Genomic DNA, 18,309 nt, shown 5'->3' with positions numbered 1-18,309 from the left:
CCTTGCAGGTGTCAGGTGATGTTGATGGTGGTGGATTGTGCGGTCATGTAGGGGCCGACGGTAAACTGGACACCGGTGGGGCCCTGGGGGGTTGCAGGGTCGGCGCTGACGCACACCCACAGGTTGGCGACGTTCTGGTCGGCGGGGATCTTCAGGTCGATGCCTGTGAAGGTGAGTGTCTGCCCGTCGGCGGAGAGGCTGCCGATGTGGGGGGTCATGGTGCCGCTTGTGTCCATGACGGTGAGCTGGTGGTCAGGGTTACTTGTTGTGCCGAAGCGGAGGCCGGTGGGTGCGGTGACGGTGATGTTTTGTGGGGCGATGCCGGATACGCCGTTGTTGACGACTTCCACGCCCGGATAGCGCACTGCCTGGCCGTCGGGGATGAGGTCGACGGGAATGCCGCCTGGGTTGAGGGAGAAGGCCGGCTTGATGACGACCGGGGTGGAGGGTGAGGTCTTGCGGCCCACGGTGAAGGTCAGAGCAGTGGAGGCGAGGGGGGCGTCCGGCCCGGCGCTGACCGCGACATACACGGTCTTCTCCGTGCCGGAGATCTTCTCCAGGTCGACGTCGTCGAAGGTGAGCGTCATGCCGTCGCCGGACAGGGTGCCGGGGTAGGAGTCGCTGCCCAGCAGGGTCAGCTGGTAGTCGGGTGCGTCCGCGGTGCCCCACCGCAGGTCGGTTCCGTCCGGCAGGCTCACTTCGACCCGCTGCGGGCCCAGGGGGCCGATGACCTTGTCGGTGAGGACCTTCAAACCGGGGTACCCCACCCCGCCGCCGCCGAGCAGGTCCACATCCGGCGGGCCGCCCGGCGCCAGTTCGAAGGCCGGGACGACCTCCAGACAGAACACCACCTGGGCGCTGTCGGCCTGTGCGGTCACCTTCACCGTCCCCGTCGTCGTGCCCGCGACCAGGGCCGCGGGGCTGGCCTGCCCGTCGGAGTCGGTCTTCGTGGTCGCGGACTTGCTGCCGCCGGAGAAGACCGCGTCGCCCTCGGTCACGGTGAAGGTGATAGACGTGCCGGTGATCAGTGTCTTCCCGTCGGCGGACCACGCCTTCACCGTCAACGGGTCGGTGAACGCCTCGCCTTGGTCGGCGATCTGGTCATCTCCAGCCAGCGCATGCAGCACTCCGGCCGGCAGCCGCCACTGCAGCACGACTTGTCCGGGCTTGTCGGCATCACCGACGCCTGTCTCATACAGCGGGTCGGACTTGCCCGCGGCCTTGTTGGCCGAGCCGGTCACTGTCTTGCCGCCGCTCACACCCGATGTCGCAACGAAGCCGGAACCGCCGCCTCCGCCGGAAGCGTAGGCGTTCTTGTTCCCTTTGACGCCTCCGCCGCCTCCGCCGCCCGCGTAGCCGCCGCCTCCACCGTGGTTGCCTCCCGCGTAGGAGTTGCCGCCGCCTCCGCCCATCTCGGGCAGCGGGAGCGTCCCGCCGCCGTTGCCGCCTTCCTTGCCCAGATCGCCGCCCTTGCCTCCGCCGACTTTGGGCTGGCAGGCGGCTCCGGCGCCGCCCTTGGCGCCCGAGGCGCCGCGTGCCGGTGCTCCGGCGGACCAGCCCTCGTCTCGGCCCATCCCGTCACCGCCGCGGGTGCCACCGCCCGCACCGCCGGCAAGGCTTCCTCCGTTGCTCGCTCCGCCGCCACCGGCGATGAGCAGAGGCCCGCTGCCGGAGCGGTGCAGAGCGCTGAGACCTCCGCCCTTCTTGATCCCGCCGCCGAAGGTGGCGCTGCCGACCACGACCTTCAGCACTTCACCGGGCGTTACCGCTACGACGCCGGAGGTGAATCCGCCGCCTCCGCCCAGGTCGCCACCGCCCCCGCTACCCCAGACGCGGACGTCGAGGGAGGTCACCCCGTCCGGGACGCGGAAGTCCTGTACTTTGCCGGTGGCTTTGAACCGCTTGACGCAGTGGTAGCCGGTTGTAGGAGTGGTCATGGCGTAACGTCCTTTCGCTGAAGACCAAATAGATCGGCCTGTGTGTGCCCGGGAGCTGTGATGCGACGAAGGGCATTGCCGCCGACGCAGCCCGCTTTGTGAAGGCCCTTGTCGTAGTGGTCCGGGCCGACCGGCCGGGCCGTATCGGCCGCGGTGGGTGTCGGGCCTGTTCCTGGCCGGGTGGGGCTTTGCCCGAGGCCTGCACGCAGCGCCTCGGCGCGGTCTTCGAGCGCCTTCCTCACCCGCCGCAGGGTGGGAAGGCGGGGGAGGTTTGTGGTGGCCGCGCTGTCCCTGAGGCTGCGGGCCCCGGTGAGGGCGGCGTCCGCGAGATCGGCGACGGTGCGCTTGCGCGGGCCTCGCACCGGACGCTCGGCATCCAGCGCTTCGACGGCTTGGCACCACAGATCGATATCGCCGGCAGCGCTCAGTTCCTTGGAGCGTGCCCGTGCCCGCCTGGATGCGCGAGCCCACACCTCGGGATCGCGCAAGGACCTGAGCGCGTCGATCCAGGCGGTGGGATCGTCGCGGTAGGCGAAAACCCCGGCCTCCCCGAGCGCTTCGACCAGGCCGGGGGTGGGATGGGCGATCACGGGGATACCGGAGGCGAACGCCTCGATCGCGACACGTCCCCACGACTCGTACAGGCTGGGCATGAGCATCACCCGGGCGTGGGCGTAGACGTGCTCGCGCATCTGATGGCCAGGGACGGAATCGACGACCTCACAGTTCGGCAACCGAGGGGGCGGCATCACCTGCTCGCCGTAGGCGCCGCGCACCCCTCGGAAGCGCCACTCCGGGGACCAGGCGGCGATCCGCCAGAACAGCTCCCCGCCCTTGTCGCTGTTGAGGTTGACCAGGGTGACGCAGTCGCCGGGCTGGGTGCGGTACTCGTGTGCGATGACCGGCGGGCGCACCACGATGCTGCGCCGGGGCAGGAACTCGGCCGGGTAGCGGGCGTAGAAGATCTCGCCGTCGCGGCGGATCCACTGGCTGTTGTAGACCATCAGGTCGGCGCCGGCGGCGTTGTGGAAGCTGCTGGCGAAGTTGTCGTGGCAGATCACCGCCACAGGGATGGAGCGGTCCTGCGCGATGCCGGCGACCAGGGGCACGTTCTCGTAGTGGGACACCAGCACGTCCGCCCGGCGGGCGCGGGCAACGAAGTCGATCCCGGCCTGGAAGGGCACCACATGCACGCCGTCGATCTCGTAGGGCTCGTGGCTCTTGCCCGGGTGGGACAGCCACACCTCCACCCGGTGCCCGCGCTCGGCCAGGGGCCGCAGCATCGAGTGCAGCATCCACTCCGACCCGGCGTTGTGGTCCGGCGGATATCCGTACACCCGTGCCACGACCGACAACCGCCGCGCGGTCGGCATCCCGGTAGCCCGCGGTAACGAACCGGCCGCCGCCGCCCTGTCCTGCTGCACGAAACTCCTTCCGTAGAGTGCGCCACCACCGGTACGCGCCCTTTTGCGCGCCCTGGGCGCCGGCCGCCACCGCAACTTCAGGCTGCAGGGGGCGGATAGCTGTCCGGGTCAGGGCGCGAACACGCCGGGGCGCATCGCGGCAGAGCTATCCGGCAGCACCGGGGCAGTCCTGCGCACGCCTCCGGACATCAGCCGGCCATCTCCCGCACGAAGATCAACTCAGGTGTCAGTGTGTCCCAGCCCCGAACAGCAGTGCTCCACGAAAACGCCGCGATACCCCCGCCCGCGCCGAGGTTCACCGCGACGCGGGGTGGTACAAGGGCGCTCCCGGGGGCGCACGTACCTGTCACGAAGTGCGCCGTTGTGCGCGGCGGTACGAGCACACCGAGGAAACCGACCCCATACCCGTCGGCCCGGGCCTTCGACACCGCAATCCGTTGCCCGCCCAACCGCGGTCAGGTGAAGCAAAAGGAATGAGTGCAGTGGCGTTTCTCAGGTGAACGCACACCCGCAGATGGGTGAACCGGCCTGGCACGCTCTGCCGTCGGCAGGACGGTGACTGCTAGAACCGGCCTGTGATGATCATGAAGTGGTCTGCCGCCACGGCCATCGCGGCCGCCGCCCTCGCCCTAGCCTGCCCCGCCTCGGCTGCCGCAGGCACCGCCGGCCAATCCGCCGTCCCGGCCCGAGCCGCATCGGCTGTGCCGCAGGTGCTGCCGATCAACGCCGCGGTTGCCGCACTCCCTCTGGGGACGGAGGACCGCACCGGCTACCGGCGTACCTCTTTCCGGCACTGGAACGCCGGTGACATCCCCGCTGATGGCTGCAACACCCGCGCCGAAGTCCTCCTGGCCGAGGCAGTCGTGGCCCCAGAGGTCGGGCCAGGCTGCACTCTGACTGGCGGGGTGTGGTGGTCGTACTACGACGACCGCGAAGTCACCCCGGCCGGCGCCCTGGACATCGACCACATGGTCCCCCTCGCCGAAGCCTGGGACTCCGGCGCCAGCGCCTGGACAGCCAAACGGCGCGAGGCCTACGCCAACGACCAAGGCCAGCTTGCCTCCCTGGTCGCGGTGACCGCGCGGTCGAACCGCTCGAAGGCGGACCAGGACCCGGCGCAGTGGCTGCCCCCGGCGCCCGGCGCGCTGTGCCGCTACGTTGCCGAATGGACCGCGACCAAGCTTCGCTGGGGCCTTGCGGTCGACGAGGCCGAACAAGAGCGCCTGCTGGACATCGCGGCCGACTGCGGCGGCACCGACGTCGAATACACCCCCGCCCCGTAGAACTCGCATCCGTCTTACCGATCCCCATCAAGTGCTTCGCGCCGTGATGTGAGGTGCCCGGGGCAGCTCATTTGGTGGCGCGCCCAAGCGCGGCAGGGAACAAGCGGTCTGCCTCCCCCAGGGACTGCGTCACGCGCCGGAACTTGATCGTCCGCTCACAGCGCCTTCGGCCGTCGCCCTTCTGAGGGCGACGGCCGAAGGCGCTGCCTTTCCCGACTGTGCCTGGCGCGCAAATGATCCGTCAGGGCGCATTCATGTCCGGCGGGAAGTCGCGCTGCTCCCCGGACACCACCTCTAGCTCGGTAGAAGCCGACTCGATGCCGCCCACCCGAAAGGTCAGATGGGTAAATCCGGCTGTCGCCGTGGCCGCGGCCGTCACGGCGACCCATACGGAGACCGGATACTGCTGCGAAAAGCCGAGGCTCACATCCCGGCATGTCAGCATCTGTCCATCATCGGAGAGTTCCGCATCGTAAAAGTCATCTTCCGACCCGGGGGAGTGCGAGCGCACGGTCATCTGGTGTCTGGTTCCGCGCTCCGGATTGAAGGCCAGACCGACCTCTGAGGGGAGGGTCGCGGTGATGGCCTGCGGAGGGACCGGCCTCTCTCCGCTAACCACCACCCCGGGGTACCGGAAGCCGCCCCGCGCGATCTTCACCGGAGAGTCTCCCGGCGTCACAGAGATCCGGAGCCCCCCGGTGACTGTGGCACTCAATCGGATGCCCGGGTTGCGGCCCACGAGCAACCGCCCGTCGTGGTAGGTGCCGGGATCCACTGCGGCTACCGCTTTTACCGGGATGGTGTAGAGCAGCGGGCCCTTGTCCCCGGCGCAGGTGTTGAGGTGCAGACTGCTGGTGACGATCATGACCTTGCGGTCGCGCTCGAACCGGCAGTTCAGGCTTCCGCTCAGAGCCTCATTGCCGTTGTAGGAGTAGGTGGGCCATTCGCCGAAGGCGAAACCGGTGGGCGCGGTGAACGTCTGAATGACGTTCCCGGCATCGACAGCCTGTCCGGCGCGGTAGGCGGTGATCTCCACGGTGAGCTCGGCGCTCTCGCCGACACTGACCTGGGGGACCTTGACCTGGCGGATCCTCAGGCTCCGCTCCTGCGGGCCCTCAACCTTGCGCACCCGGCCGTTGTAGCAGTCGGCGATGTAAAGGTTGCCGTACGGGTCCATCGCCAGCCCGTAGGGGAATTTCAGCTGGGCTTTCGTGGCCTGCCCATTGTCCCCGCCGAACGCGCCCTCGCCTGTTCCCGCAACTGTCGTGATGATGCCGCCCCGGTCCATCTTGCGTACCCGGTGGCCGCCCGAATCGGCGATGTACAGACTCCCGTGAATGCCCCGCACGAGCGCTTCGGGAGCACGGAGGACAACCTCGGTTGCCGGTTCGCCGTCACCTAGGTCCCTCGACCCGCCGCCTGCAACTGTCGTGATGATGCCGTTGCGGTCCACCTTCCGCACGCGACCGTTGTAATGATCGGCGATGTACAGGTTGTCGTCTTCGTCCACACACAGCCCAGCGGGGTAATAGAGATGGGCCGTGTCCGCGCGCTCGGTGTCACCGCTGGAACCCTCCCGGTTCTCCGTGCCGGCCACCGTGGTGACCTCGCCGTTCTCCAGGTTCACCTTTTGCACCCGGTGCTTACCGCTTTCGGAGATGTACAGATTCCGCTGGGAGTCGAACGCCAAGCCCCGAGGCCAGACCAGGTCGTCGACCGCCGTAGTGATCTTTCCATCTGGCGTGATCTTCCGTACCCGGCCGCTTTCGGCTACGTACAGGCTCCCCTCGGCGTCAAGCGCGAGTGGCCCGGGACTGTCGAGCTGGGCAGCCGTCGCGAGCCCGCCGTCACCGCCATGGCCTTTCGTCCCGTCTCCCGCCAGCAAGGACATCCTGTGGTCCGGGGTTACCTTCCAGACCCGATGGCCGCTGGACTCAGAGACGAACAGAGTGCCGTCACTGGCAACCACCACACCCTTCGGATGCCTGAATTCGGCATCGACAACGGCCCCTCCGCCATTGCCCTCCGATTCGGTGACGGACACCGTGGTGATGAAACCTTCTACAGCCGCTGACACAAGCTGACCGTCCAGCGAAGCCGGAATCGTCGGCGGCATGTTCATCTCAGCGAAATCCACACTCTGAGTCACCGTTGAAGCTCCTACCTTGATCGTGCGACACGAATGGCCCCGGAAGGTCTCATACCGCCGCACCTGCCGTGAGCGGCCATGACGACGCCGCCCCTCCATGGGAAAAGAGGGAGGCCGAAAGAGGAAGAGGCCAGTACATTACTCACGAACATCGTCTATCAGGACATGACAGCCCGCATCCTTAGAGCCCCTGACACGATCATGAACAGGTCTTCTCAAGACGCCTGCAGCACATCAGGCTGCAGACGCGGAAGACGAATGCATCCCGGCCACAGCCCGGGACCGCCGATCCGAAGCCGGGTGATTATCGATCACAGGCTGGTCAGGTTCCCGCTCTGCGCTGCTCAGAGTGTTCTGGAGCAACTCTCCAAGCGCCCATAAACGGGCATCCCGTCCTGGCCGCCATCCAGCTTGACCTGCACACCCCTGCCGACACTTGACCCGACCCCAGCCCAACACCTACCCCTACACGGCACTTGGGCCGGATATGAGCGCTTACCGAACCATTGCCTCGACGTCCGGCTTCCCACCGCCCCCGCGCCTCCAGCACGGGCGGCAGGCCCGACTTGTGCCGGATCAGCTCCGCCCCCCGGCGCCGGTGAGTGCGCTGCGGATCACCCGCGTTTCGATCACCGCGAACTCGTTCGGCTGCCCGGTCCTGGCCCTGCCGTTCACACCCGGGCCAACGAGCGCGCCCGATACCGCACGAACAGTCCTTCCTGGGCCCGGCACTCCGGAGCCTGCCGCCAATACGGCCGTCTCTTGCCTTCTGTCAGCGTTTGGGAATAATAGGAAAGTCCTGCCAGCGCGGTGGTCCGGCCAGAATCGTAGTCGGCGTACAGATCATCCACCTTCCCGCCAACTTCTACTTTGAGTTCTGCCGGGTCCTGCCTTCGTGGCGGTCTTGCCGAGGCATGAGTTATCTGTGTTGGAGACGAGCGACGAAGCGGGCAGTCGACAAATTTCCCCTGTCGGTCAGTCCACGCTGTAGACGGCCATCGAGCCATCACGACTTGCGTTCTCCTCGCCGGCTGCCGTGGCGTGGGCACTGCCACGTTTCTGGGTGAAGTGTCGCCTCCAGGCGGGTGAGTGCTCACGCCAAGACCTGTCGGTCCTGCGGCGGGGGGCGCTACAAACCGAGCGTGATCAGAAACCTGCTGCGGAGCTCGTCCGCGCTTCTTCTCGCGCTCATGCCCCTTCTTCCCGCCACCGCGTCCGCCGCCGGGGGACGGCACGAGGCGGTGCGTCCTGACCCTGTCGTCTTCGTCCACGGCTGGAACTCCGACGGTTCGACCTGGCGGACCATGGCCGAGCGTTTCCGGGCGGACGGCTGGCCGACCGGTCACCTCGTCCAGTGGACCTACGATGCCACACGGTCCAATGCCACGACCGCCGCGCGGCTGGCCGAGGAGATCGAGCGCGTCCTGGACCGTACCGGGGCGGCCAGGGTCGATGTCGTCACCCACTCGATGGGCGCGCTGTCCTCCCGTCACTACCTCAAGAACCTCGACGGCACCGCCAAGGTCGACGCATGGGTCTCCCTCGCAGGGCCCAACCACGGAACCGACGCCGCACGCTGGTGCGCCGGCGCCCCCTGCACCGAGATGCGACCGGGCTCGGACTTTCTGAGCGCCCTCAACTCCGGCGACGAAACTCCTGGATCCCCCCGCTACGCCACCTGGCGTTCGCCGTGCGACATGGTCATCAGCCCCGGCGACAGCGTCGCCCTCGATGGTGCGGCCAACAACACGACCGCCTGCTTGGGCCACAGCGACCTGCAGGCCGACCAGACGATCTACGAAGAGGTCAAGAAGCACCTCCGCTAAACGAACAACGCTCCGCTGCGAAACCGTCCCGCCACCCGCGCCGGTGAGAGCCAGGAGCTCAGGTGAGGCCGGTTCGGCCTGGCGCTCTTGGTATTTTTCAGAAGCTTGCCGGACGACAGGCAGCTGCCAGGAGCTGGTGGTTGGGCAGGGAGAGCACTGTGATGACGATGCCGGCTCGCTGCGCGTTACCTGGATGGACCAGTTGGCGTGACCTGTGGCCGGGTGGGCCGTTGAGGCCGGCGACACGTGCCCCCGGCCTCCCATCTTGGGCCGGATTCGTGTGATGGCCCTGCTTCCTCGCCCGGCGGCAGGGCCGTTTTCCTGCTCGCCGTTGCTTTTCAGCGGTCACTGCCCACCGGCCGGCTTGTCGCCGAAGTGCGGGCCGTCGCATTGCCCTCCCCAGCGACGAGCTTCTGTCTTCGTCGGGAAGACCTCGGTCAGGGGCTTCACCAAAGGAGGCCAGGGCTACGCGGAACTCGTCCTGCCGGACGCCGACCCGCAGCAGCGGCGCGACCTCGAGCGCGCCGAGCGTTACCGGTTCAAGCTGTACCTCGACGGCCAGGAGCTCTACGCTTCACCGGAGCTGACCCTCCACTACGCCGAGCGCGATGGCGACGGTGCCCTGGCCGTGACCGGCCATCCCTGACCGGCCCCGTACCGGCCGACGCATCCGGGTTATTGGGGGAACATGCCCGCCTGCTGCCCCTCACGTCTCCCGGCCTGGGCCCGCCGTGCCCGCGCCTAGCTCCTCAGGCTGATCTCACGATGCCGGACGCGTACGGACTACGCCCCCGAGGAGCTGCTGCGGGTGAGTGGAGGCCGCCGTCCTGGACGCGGCCAAGCGGCTCCTGAACGATCCCGCCACCGTTCTGCCGGACCTGTCGCAGGAGGTGGCGGCCGGATGGCGGGCCAGCCGGACGGCCGCCGTGCTCGACCTGCTCACGCAGGCCGAACAGATCGCCCCGCCTCCGCCCGCACGGCCTCTCGCCTACCTGGAGCCGACCACCCCGTCCTGACCTCCTCCACCTCCGCCTGACCCGCCGGGCGCACCAAGAAGGGGCAGCCATCCGGACTCCCGGGCGGCCGCACCGCTATGACAATTCAGGTGATCGGCACGCTTAGCTTCCCCTGCGTATCTACTTGCCCAGCAATGGCCACAGGGCCGCTCCGGTGCCTATCAGCGTGGCGAGCCCCACGACAGCTGCACCGATACGTCTGCCATGGCTCCAAAACGGGTCCTCGTCCGCAGCCGCCTGACCGACGTTACTGCTGCCGCTGCCGGATGTCTGCGCGGCGTTAACGTTCACTCGAGCCCGGTCCCCGTGCACCACAACGTGCAGAGCATGCTCCATCTGATCGGGCGTGGGTATCTGCTGGTCATCGGGCATAGCTGCGCGCAGCTCGGCAACCAGTTCGACCACCGTGGTGCGCACCTGGTCCGCCAGCCCTCGCAAGGCTGCGGGAGAAACGGACCAATAGATGTCCGTGATGCGCTGGAATGGGTTCCCGGACGCCGCGTCCATGAGCCGGGTCAGTTCTAGGCCGCCGGGGATACCTAGATGCGCGTGCTCCCCACTGGTCTCGCATCGCTGTGCCAGTGCCTCCACTTCACCGATGCCATTTCGCAGAGCGACTTCCTCCCTCACCTCGTTTCGTGCGAATTCAGGCAATTCGGATGTATTGATCCGTTGGCCTCGTACGGAGTTGGGTCCGAGCAGCGCATTCACCTGGATCGGCGCTGGAAGCCTTCGGTACCCCGGCAGAGCATCCGTGGCAACGCCGTCATAGCCACGAAGTTCACGTGTCGCCCACTCGCGAAGCTCAGCGGAACTACTGTGACCGCCGAGGACCACACATTTGCGCAGAACCGAAGAAAGCGGCTTCGACTCGTCGAGCGCTTCCTGTTCGATCTCGGCCAAGAGCCCGCGCTGTCGTCTGTTCATGACCTCATTGTCCCGTCACCACTGACAACAGCCCCTGCCCAGGACGTGGATCCGGCGCCCCATCGTCGCGGCCGACACCCTCTACACCCTCCACTTCATGGAGGAGGTGACGGCGAGGTTCGGGTGGGCGTGGGAGCCGCGCAAGGTGACCCCGGGCCGCTGGCCTGTCATGGAGATCGCGGGGATCGACCGGCGGCTGATCGGCTGGCAGTCGACCCGGCGCCAGCAGATCGAGGACGCGCTGTCCGTTCTCGCGGACAAGTACGAAGAACGGCAGGGGCACCCGCCGGGGGAGAAGGCCGGCTGCGCGCAGGAGCGACCGGCCTCGGCCGTGATGCCCGCCCGCGCCTCGGGCGGTGACGAGGGGTCGGTGACCAGCCGGTTCAGCGGAGCCGGGTGCCAGGGTCGACTCTCGGCCCGCTTAGCCGAAAGGTATCGTCGAGTGATTTTGATCTACTCCGCTCGGGCCCGGTCGGCGCACGCCGGCTCCGCTTCCGAGCGGCTCGACTAACGAGGAGGGGGCCACTCCATGCGGAGGCGCAAGACGTTCACCCTATTGCTGGCGTTGCTGGTCGCACTGGGGGTGGTGCAGCCGGCCGTGGCCGACGCGCCGTCACCGAGCACCGCGCCGGTCGTCCGGTTCCTGAGCTACAACATTTGCGGAAACAGTGACAACAAGGATGCCTGCTCCCTAACTCGGGAGGTCGAGCAGCGGCGTGACAAGGTGGTGCAGGAGGCACGCGCCTGGAAGGCGGACCTGATCTTCCTGCAGGAGGTCTGCCGCCAGCAGTACGACGGGATCCTGGGCTCGCTCACGCCGGAGGGGTACGACGGCTACTTCGTCCCCACGCTCACCCGCTCCGACGTGTGCAACGTAAAGGGCCTGAACGGTACCGTCACCAACGGTGCGTACGGGATCGCCGTCCTGGCCAAGGGGCCCCTCACCGGTGGCACGGGCGTGCCCCTCGACCCGGACGACGCCTACACCAACACGTACTCTGGCCCGGAGGAGTGGTACGCGGCGTGCGTCGAGGCGAGGATCCAGTCCGTCAGGACGCGCGCCTGCTCCGTCCACCTCTACCCCCAGTACTTGAAGACCGGCGAGCACCCGGTCGTCCCTGCGGACATCAACGCCACGCAGGCGAAGAACCTGGCCGCGAACCCCTGGCTGAACGCGGGAACCCCCGTAGTGCTGGGCGGCGACTTCAACCCGGTCAACCGCAACCCGGGAGGTAGCAGGGCCAACGCCCCGCGGTCCTCGGACCTCGACCCGTTCTACCGCCCCGCCCTGGGCGGGACGGGACGCTTCATCGAGACCGACGAGACGGACGCCGACCACTTCGACTGCGCGGCACCGCTCCCGGACAACTGCAGGTCGGGTGAGTTCACGAACTACGATGCCAGCCGCGGCACGCAGGCCAAGCTGGACTACGTCTTCGTCGACGAGGCCCACTTCAAGAACGTGGCAGCCGACGCCAAGGAGCGCGACCCCCGCATCTCCGACCACTATCCGTACCTCGGAGCCGCGACGTTCTCGCACTGCAACAACCCAGCCGACGGCAAGGCCGACATGCTGCGCCGCGACGCCGCGGGCGACCTGTGGAGGCACTTCGGCCGCGCGGACGGCAAGATCGCGGCCGACCCGTGCAAGATCGGTGTCGGATGGACCGGCATGCAGCACATCGCCCGCACGGGAGCCGCGGGCGCGGGGGGCGTCGAGAACCTCTACGCCATCGACGGCGCCGGCAACCTGCGCTTCTACCCCGGTGACCCCACCGAGCTGTACTTTCGGGCACCCCGCATCCTCGGTGGCGGATGGGGCGACGTCCGCACGATGGCCGTCAGCCCCGACTCCGACGGCGACGGCAACCCCGAGCTGATCATCCGGCGCGACAACGGAACCCTGTGGCGCGTCCCGACCCGGCAGGACGGCACCGTCGGCACCCTGGTGAGCCTCGCCGGCGCCGAAGGCTGGGGTACGGGGACCTACAACACGATCCTGGCGCCGGGCGACATTGACGGCGACAGCCGCCCCGACATCCTCGCCCGGACCCCGGCAGGCGACCTGTTCCTCTACGCCGGCCGGACCGACGGCACCCTGGCGGCCCGCACCCGGATCGGAACCGGCTGGAACATCTACAACACGATCGTGGCCCCGGGGAACTTCGACGGCGACGGCAACGGCCGCCCGGACCTTCTCGGGCGCAAGCAGAACGGCGACGTCTTCTTCTACGCCGGCACCGGGAACGCGGCCGCACCCTTCGTAAACCCGCCGTGGCCCCACCAGAACGCCGACCGCAGCGGCTGGGGCTTCGATCCCACCGACCTGCTCTTCTGACGCGACCCGCCACTCCTTGCGGCTGACCCCGTACGCCGCAAGGAGTGATCGGGCCACCAGGCTCCGCTGGCTGCGGTCCAATACACCTAGGCCGTGTATCGAAAGTGGATCTTGGGCTGTGCATGATCACGGTTCATGGGTCGGGGAGATCTCACAGACGAGCAATGGGCAACGCTGGAGCCGTTGCTGCCGAGAGGGACGAAGCCGGGGCGGCCACCGGTCTGGCCCCGGCGGCAGCTGATCGACGGCATACGGTTCAGGGTCCGGACCGGTGTTCCGTGGCGGGACATGCCCCTCGAGTACGGACCGTGGAACCGCGTCTACGACCCGTTCCGCCGATGGCAGCGCAGCGGCACCTGGCACCGTATCCTCACCCGCCTCCAGGCCCTGGCCGACGCGAAGGGGGCGATCGTGTGGGACCTGAACGTCGACTCCACGGTCTGCCGTGCCCATCAGCACGCGGCCGGCGCCCGAAGGCAGGGTGACCTGCAGAAGGAACCACCGGGCGGTGTCCATGAAGAGCCCGGAGATCACGGACTGGGAAGGTCGCGCGGAGGGTTCACCACCAAGCTGCACCTGGCCGTCGAGCAGGGCCAGAAGCCCATGGCGATCGTGGTGACCGCCGGGCAGCGCGGGGACTCGCCGCAGTTCGAACCCGTCCTGGCAAAGGTCCGTGTGCCCCGCATCGGGCCGGGCCGGCCACGCGTCCGCCCCAACCGGGTTCGCGCGGACAAGGCATACGCCTCCCACAAGAACCGTGTTTACCTGCGCCGCCGCGGGATCCGCTGCACCATCCCCGATAAGGCCGACCAGGCCCGAACCGCCGAAAGCTCGGACCTCGCGGTGGCCGGCCACCGCGCTTCGACCCGGTCGACTACCGCGAGCGGCACGCGGTGGAGTGCGGGATCAACCGCCTCAAGAGGCAGAGAGCTGTCGCCACGCGCTACGACAAGCTCGCGGTCCGCTACGAGGCGACCGTCCTCGTCGCTGCCATCAACGAGTGGCTGTGACAAGGGCTTTGGTACGGGCGCACGCAAGGGGAACTCCCGGTCTTCCATTGCGCGATCGCCCGTCTTTGCAGCACCGAGATTGCAGCCGAGAACGACGATACCCGAGCCCGATCACCACACCGTCTCACGAATAAAGATCCACTTTCGATACACGGCCTAAAGCACGTCCAGGAACAGCGGCGTGCGGCAGAGGGGACAGGGCTCTCCGTACCTGGTGGTGTTCATGGGCGGGAGGGTGCACACACCGGTGGCTTACTGTCGCGTGCTCATCCGGCGGCCCGTCTGGCGGGCGCTGCGGTGAAGATCTGGTGATGCCTTCCCGCCCGGCGGGACCGACCCCGGATCACGCTTCTGCGCAGGTCAGCGGCGGGGTTCCATGGGCGGGTGATCAGTATGTCGCCAGTTCGTCCGGGGGCCGGGGTGCGCTACCTGTTCCGTGGCGTGATGGTCGGAGACGGCCATCGCCGGGCGGGCACGCCGTTGCGCGACGCCCAGGACGAGGCCGGTGTCCCGCCCGGCGTGTGGAAGGGCCGAGGCCTGGCCGCGCTCGGCCTCAAGGCCGAAGACGTGGTGAGCGAGCGGCAGGCCGAACTGCTCCTGGGGGAGGGCCGACACCCGGACGCCGACCGGATCGAGCGTGAGCTCCTGGCGCAGGGGGAGAGCCCGGCCCGCGCCCGGCGGGCGACCGTGCTGGGCAGGCCCATCGAGCACAACCGCTCACCCAAGACCGGCAAGGCCAAGGAGCGCACGCCCTGGCTGGCCTTCGACCTGGTGTTCCGGCCCCCGCCGACCGCCCACATCGCGTGGGCCCTGATGGACGAGACGCACCGCCGGGTCCTAGAGCTGTGCGACGGCATCGCCCGCGACAAGACCCTGGCGTGGATCGAGGAGTCGGTCGCCCAGATTCGCTCGAAGGCCGGCGGCAGGGAACGCGCCCGGGTCAAGGACGGGCTGGTCGTCGCCGTGTTCCGGCACTACGAGTCACGCGCCACGGAATCACGGCCGTTGCTCCACAGCCACGCGGTGGTGTCGGTCCGGGCCCGGCGGCCGCATGACGGGAAGTGGGGCAACCTGTCGGCGGACTCGCTGATGACCCGCATCGTCGCCGCCGACACCCTGTACACCCTCCTGTTCATGGAGGAGGTGATGGCGCGGCTCGGGGGGCGTGGGAGCCGCGCGAAGTGACTCCGGGGCGCCGGCCCGTGATGGACATCGCCGGGATCGACCGGCGTCTGATCGGCTGGCAGTCGACCCGCCGCCAGCAGATCGAGGACGCGCTGTCCGTCCTCACCGTCCGGTACGAGGAGCGGCAAGGGCACGAGCCGGGGGAGCGGGCCGCCTATGCGCTGGCCTGTCAGGCCGCCGATCAGACCCGCCCGCCCAAGCGCACCGAGCTGCTGTCGCTGACCGAGCTGCGCACGCGATGGCGCACCTCCGCGATCCGGGTGTTCGGCGCCTGCGTCGTCTACCGGCTGGCCGAGCGTGCGCGGGCGGCGGCCGCGGCGGTGTGGGCGCGGGTGCGGCCGGTGGTCGACCTCGCCCTGGCGGCCGTCGACGTCGTCGCCGTGGTGTACGTGATGCGCGGCGCGTTCGCGCGCCACCACCTGCTTGCCGAGGCCCGCCGCCACCTCTCCTACGCCCTGCGCGGCCGCCGCCACGAACCGGGCCTGGACGAACAGATCGTGCAGACGGTCCTCAACGACTACACCCGCCCCGTCGGGCGCGGCCGCAGGGTGACCGCCGACCTGCGCGCCCTGTACCCGTATGACACCGAGGACCAGGCCGTGCTGCGCCCGCTGACCCGCAAGCGGACCGCCCCGCCGTACGAGCGGGCACGTCTCGCCGCCGGTGCCCTGGCCGCCCGGGTCCACGCTGCGCGCCGTGCGGAACGCCTGGGCTCGCGCCGCCGCCCGTACACCGTCGCGGTGCCTGCCACCTCGAGGTCGCGCCCGCGCCCGCGGCCGTTCCGCGACGGCCGGAAGGACGGCCGCGTCCTGGAGCAGGAGACCGGCGTCGACACGGTGGAGCGGACCCGACAGACCTTGGAAGCCGCCGCCGCGAAGTTGGCCGCCACGCTCCAGGAGGGCCGGCGGGCGCGCGGAGCCGCCCACGGTCCGCGTCCGCAACCCGCCCCGGCGGCAGTCCCGCCGCCGCACACCCAACAGTCCGGCACCCAGCACATGCCGGGCCGAACCATTGGAGGAGTCACGTGAGCACCCCGGAAGACCAGCCCAGCCTCGACGACGCGCTTGCCTGTGCTCGTGCCACCCGCGAGCAGATGGCCGCCGCCCTCGGCGAGGACCAGGAGCTCGAAGCCGATGAGCCCGTGGGGTGGCAGCCGATTTGGAAGCGTCCGCGGAAGCTGAAGTCGGAGGCGGCGAAGAAGGCGGAGCTGCGCAAGCAGCGCAAGCGACTCCAAGAAGCCGCCAAGCGTCGCCTCGCCGCGAGGAACTCGCGCTGACCTCGCGCCCTGTCCCGGGTGCGGCACTCCAGCGCCTAGCTGTGATGACGATGCCGTACACCGTCCACTGAGTGGAGCCCACCCGACGTAGCCCCTCACCACCCATGGACTCCACCGAGTGGGCTCCACCCGGTGGGCTCCACTGAGTGGACTCCACTGTGGTGCGCCACCGTCTCCAGCACCGCACCACTCCGACGCGCACCAGTGCGCCGTATCTGGTGCTCCGCACCGCGCCGGTGCGCCTGCCGACGGCCTCTTGTCCGGGTGCGGCCGGACGCGCGCGCCCCCCTTGACCACCTCTGCTGCACCCCCCTTGACCACCTCTGCTACCGCGACATTTCTCCTTGCCATCGCGGGTTTCGGCTCGCGAGCAGGTCGCGGTCAAGGGGGTGTGTGATAGAGGAGCCCGCCCGGCCAGGGCGCGCCCCGGCGCGGTGACGCCGGGAGACCGCACCGCCGGCGCCCGGCGGTGCGGTCTCGATGGTGCGGTGGAGCGCACCACAGTGGTGCGGTGCGGTGGTGCGGGTGGAGCGCACCACGGTGGTGCGGTTACGCGGTGGGGCGGTCCGCCGGGTGCGCTTCCATCGCCTGCTTCATCCCCGCGGCCTCCAGCCGGCGGAGGACGTCGGCGACGTCGCCGTGGTCCTCGGTGAGGATGTTCTCGGTGAAGCGGGTGATGGTGTCGGCGATGCCCGGCAGACCGCACAGGCACACGCCGTCGCGCAGGAGCTCCAGCAGGAGCCAGCCGAGCGAGGCGGCCAGGAAGGAGTGCTCGCAGGGCTCCCCGTTGTGGTCGTCCGAGGCGGTGATGGGGATGATGACGCGCGCCGCGACGTCCAGGAGCAGCCGGTGCAGTTCCGGGCCTGTGTCGTCGGCGACCGCGCAGGCGGTGCCGATGTCGTCGGCCTGCATCGCCCGGATGTAGGCGAAGGCGGCGGCGCCGTCGTCCGGCTCCATCGGGGCGAGCGGCGCGGTGACGGTGTTCTTGGGCATGGGTGGCTCCTCGTCGTCGGGCCGCCCTGCTGATCGCGGCGGCCTTGAAGACACCCTCGAACCATGGGCCTGTGGACAGAGTCCGGCCGTAGACGGGGGAAACTCTCCCCTCTGGGTTGTGTCCGTTGACAGTGAAGTCAGTCCGGCGGAAGTTGCTGGCCTGCAGGGACTGGCTTGGGGCAAGCTACGGTGAATCAGAGAGTGTCACGACGATCCAGTCCCATGACTGCCTGCCGATCCGGGTGTCACGCTCCTCGAGGATTGCCCAACCGGCCATCCAACGGCCCCCACCGTGATATCGGGCCCGGCAGGAGCAGTGGCAGATCGGAAGCTCGGCTTCCTGGCAACTGGCCGTGCACGCCTCGAGCGGATCATATTCACGACCGATCACGATGCGCTGATTCCGCGCCAGTAACTTGCTGGCGAGATTGAGGAAGTGCCCCTTGGGGATCGTCAGACACCCTTGTTGCCCGTCCCACTGCGGCCCCTGGCGAGTGCTCACGTACTCCTTGAGGTGCATCTCCTGCACCCAGCGGTTCTGGCGGGGCATCCACACGCGAAGCGGCCCCGAAGCCGGAAGCGCAACCGACGGAAGGTCCTCACCATCCCACTTCGGAAGCCATTCTGGAGAAGCGAGGATCTTTCCCGATCCTGCCCCGATGCGTTTCGCGCGAGTCGGCGGTCGCGCTCGATCGCGCTTGTCGGAAGCCCGGAGCTCTTCGCTGGCGGACCTCCCGGATCCGCAGCATCGCATGAAGCTCATACCGGCATAGTGAGGAAGAAGAGTGCCATCTACATCGATATCGACGATCTGCTGACAAACGCCGTATATGTTGCCAGAGTTCAACTGCCACCTTCTTCGTGTGCGGTTTCAACGCCCATGAGGCTGCGTTACGCCGGCTTGGCCCTCATCGCGACAGGCGAGAGGTTCGCCTCGTTGTGCTA

Annotated in this window: 12 protein-coding genes and 3 pseudogenes; 9 read left to right on the top strand and 6 right to left on the bottom strand. The window is 68.6% G+C overall.

Going from position 1 to position 18,309, the window contains the following annotated elements; genetic code table 11:
- Positions 1-11: 11 nt before the first annotated feature.
- On the bottom strand, positions 12-1,937 hold the full coding sequence (locus CP977_RS00400) for a hypothetical protein (RefSeq protein ID WP_152369343.1): 1,926 nt from the start codon (positions 1,935-1,937) through the stop codon (positions 12-14).
- The gene (locus CP977_RS00395; protein WP_308017227.1) at positions 1,934-3,361 is read right to left on the bottom strand and encodes a glycosyltransferase family 4 protein; all 1,428 of its coding nucleotides are present in this window, start codon (positions 3,359-3,361) and stop codon (positions 1,934-1,936) included. The genes CP977_RS00400 and CP977_RS00395 overlap by 4 nt, the downstream gene beginning before the upstream one ends.
- Before the next feature lie 584 nt (positions 3,362-3,945).
- On the opposite strand from CP977_RS00395, the gene CP977_RS00390 reads away from it, so the two are divergent.
- A complete protein-coding gene (locus CP977_RS00390; RefSeq protein WP_152371460.1) occupies positions 3,946-4,644 on the top strand; it encodes an HNH endonuclease family protein in 699 nt (232 codons plus the stop codon).
- A gap of 241 nt (positions 4,645-4,885) precedes the next feature.
- On the opposite strand, the gene CP977_RS00385 is transcribed toward CP977_RS00390, so the two are convergent.
- On the bottom strand, positions 4,886-6,793 hold the full coding sequence (locus CP977_RS00385; RefSeq protein WP_167309064.1) for an NHL domain-containing protein: 1,908 nt from the start codon (positions 6,791-6,793) through the stop codon (positions 4,886-4,888).
- 1,190 nt (positions 6,794-7,983) lie between these two features.
- Between CP977_RS00385 and CP977_RS00380 the strand changes: the two genes are divergently transcribed.
- The 3 genes from CP977_RS00380 (at position 7,984) to CP977_RS00375 (ending at position 9,635) form a co-directional block, all read left to right on the top strand.
- Complete coding sequence (locus tag CP977_RS00380; RefSeq protein ID WP_152369341.1) at positions 7,984-8,619, top strand: esterase/lipase family protein; 636 nt, start codon at positions 7,984-7,986, stop codon at positions 8,617-8,619.
- Positions 8,620-8,902: 283 nt separating this feature from the next.
- Positions 8,903-9,265, top strand: a complete 363-nt coding sequence (locus CP977_RS33905; RefSeq protein WP_167309065.1) for a hypothetical protein — start codon at positions 8,903-8,905, stop codon at positions 9,263-9,265.
- Positions 9,266-9,431: 166 nt separating this feature from the next.
- Positions 9,432-9,635: a hypothetical protein gene (locus CP977_RS00375; RefSeq protein ID WP_152369340.1), complete on the top strand. Its 204-nt coding sequence runs from the start codon at positions 9,432-9,434 to the stop codon at positions 9,633-9,635.
- A gap of 120 nt (positions 9,636-9,755) precedes the next feature.
- On the opposite strand, the gene CP977_RS00370 is transcribed toward CP977_RS00375, so the two are convergent.
- On the bottom strand, positions 9,756-10,562 hold the full coding sequence (locus CP977_RS00370; RefSeq protein ID WP_152369339.1) for an AbiTii domain-containing protein: 807 nt from the start codon (positions 10,560-10,562) through the stop codon (positions 9,756-9,758).
- Between the two features lie 61 nt (positions 10,563-10,623).
- On the opposite strand from CP977_RS00370, the pseudogene CP977_RS00365 reads away from it, so the two are divergent.
- The 5 genes and pseudogenes from CP977_RS00365 to CP977_RS00345 all read left to right on the top strand — a co-directional run.
- A pseudogene (locus CP977_RS00365) lies at positions 10,624-10,872 on the top strand (relaxase domain-containing protein); the annotation flags it as partial.
- 219 nt (positions 10,873-11,091) lie between these two features.
- The gene (locus tag CP977_RS00360) at positions 11,092-12,900 is read left to right on the top strand and encodes an endonuclease/exonuclease/phosphatase family protein (RefSeq protein ID WP_152369338.1); all 1,809 of its coding nucleotides are present in this window, start codon (positions 11,092-11,094) and stop codon (positions 12,898-12,900) included.
- Positions 12,901-13,035: 135 nt separating this feature from the next.
- Positions 13,036-13,910, top strand: a protein-coding gene (locus CP977_RS00355) for an IS5 family transposase (protein WP_152369337.1) whose coding sequence is annotated in 2 segments (ribosomal slippage) — positions 13,036-13,714 and positions 13,714-13,910 — 876 coding nt in all. Because the reading frame shifts where the segments join, the coding sequence is not laid out codon by codon here.
- 444 nt (positions 13,911-14,354) lie between these two features.
- Positions 14,355-16,123, top strand: a pseudogene (mobF, locus tag CP977_RS00350) (MobF family relaxase).
- A pseudogene (locus CP977_RS00345) lies at positions 16,120-16,368 on the top strand (hypothetical protein); the annotation flags it as partial. The pseudogenes mobF and CP977_RS00345, both read left to right, overlap by 4 nt.
- 552 nt (positions 16,369-16,920) lie before the next feature.
- Here the strand turns inward: CP977_RS00345 and CP977_RS00340 are convergent.
- Both CP977_RS00340 and CP977_RS00335 read right to left on the bottom strand, forming a co-directional pair.
- On the bottom strand, positions 16,921-17,364 hold the full coding sequence (locus CP977_RS00340; RefSeq protein WP_152369336.1) for a hypothetical protein: 444 nt from the start codon (positions 17,362-17,364) through the stop codon (positions 16,921-16,923).
- 184 nt (positions 17,365-17,548) lie between these two features.
- The gene (locus CP977_RS00335) at positions 17,549-18,211 is read right to left on the bottom strand and encodes a hypothetical protein (RefSeq protein WP_152369335.1); all 663 of its coding nucleotides are present in this window, start codon (positions 18,209-18,211) and stop codon (positions 17,549-17,551) included.
- Positions 18,212-18,309: the final 98 nt, after the last annotated feature.

Source organism: Streptomyces cinereoruber (assembly GCF_009299385.1).
Classification (GTDB): domain Bacteria; phylum Actinomycetota; class Actinomycetes; order Streptomycetales; family Streptomycetaceae; genus Streptomyces; species Streptomyces bikiniensis.
The sequence above is the reverse complement of the archived record's forward strand: the minus strand, read 5'-3'. Positions and strand labels throughout refer to the sequence as shown.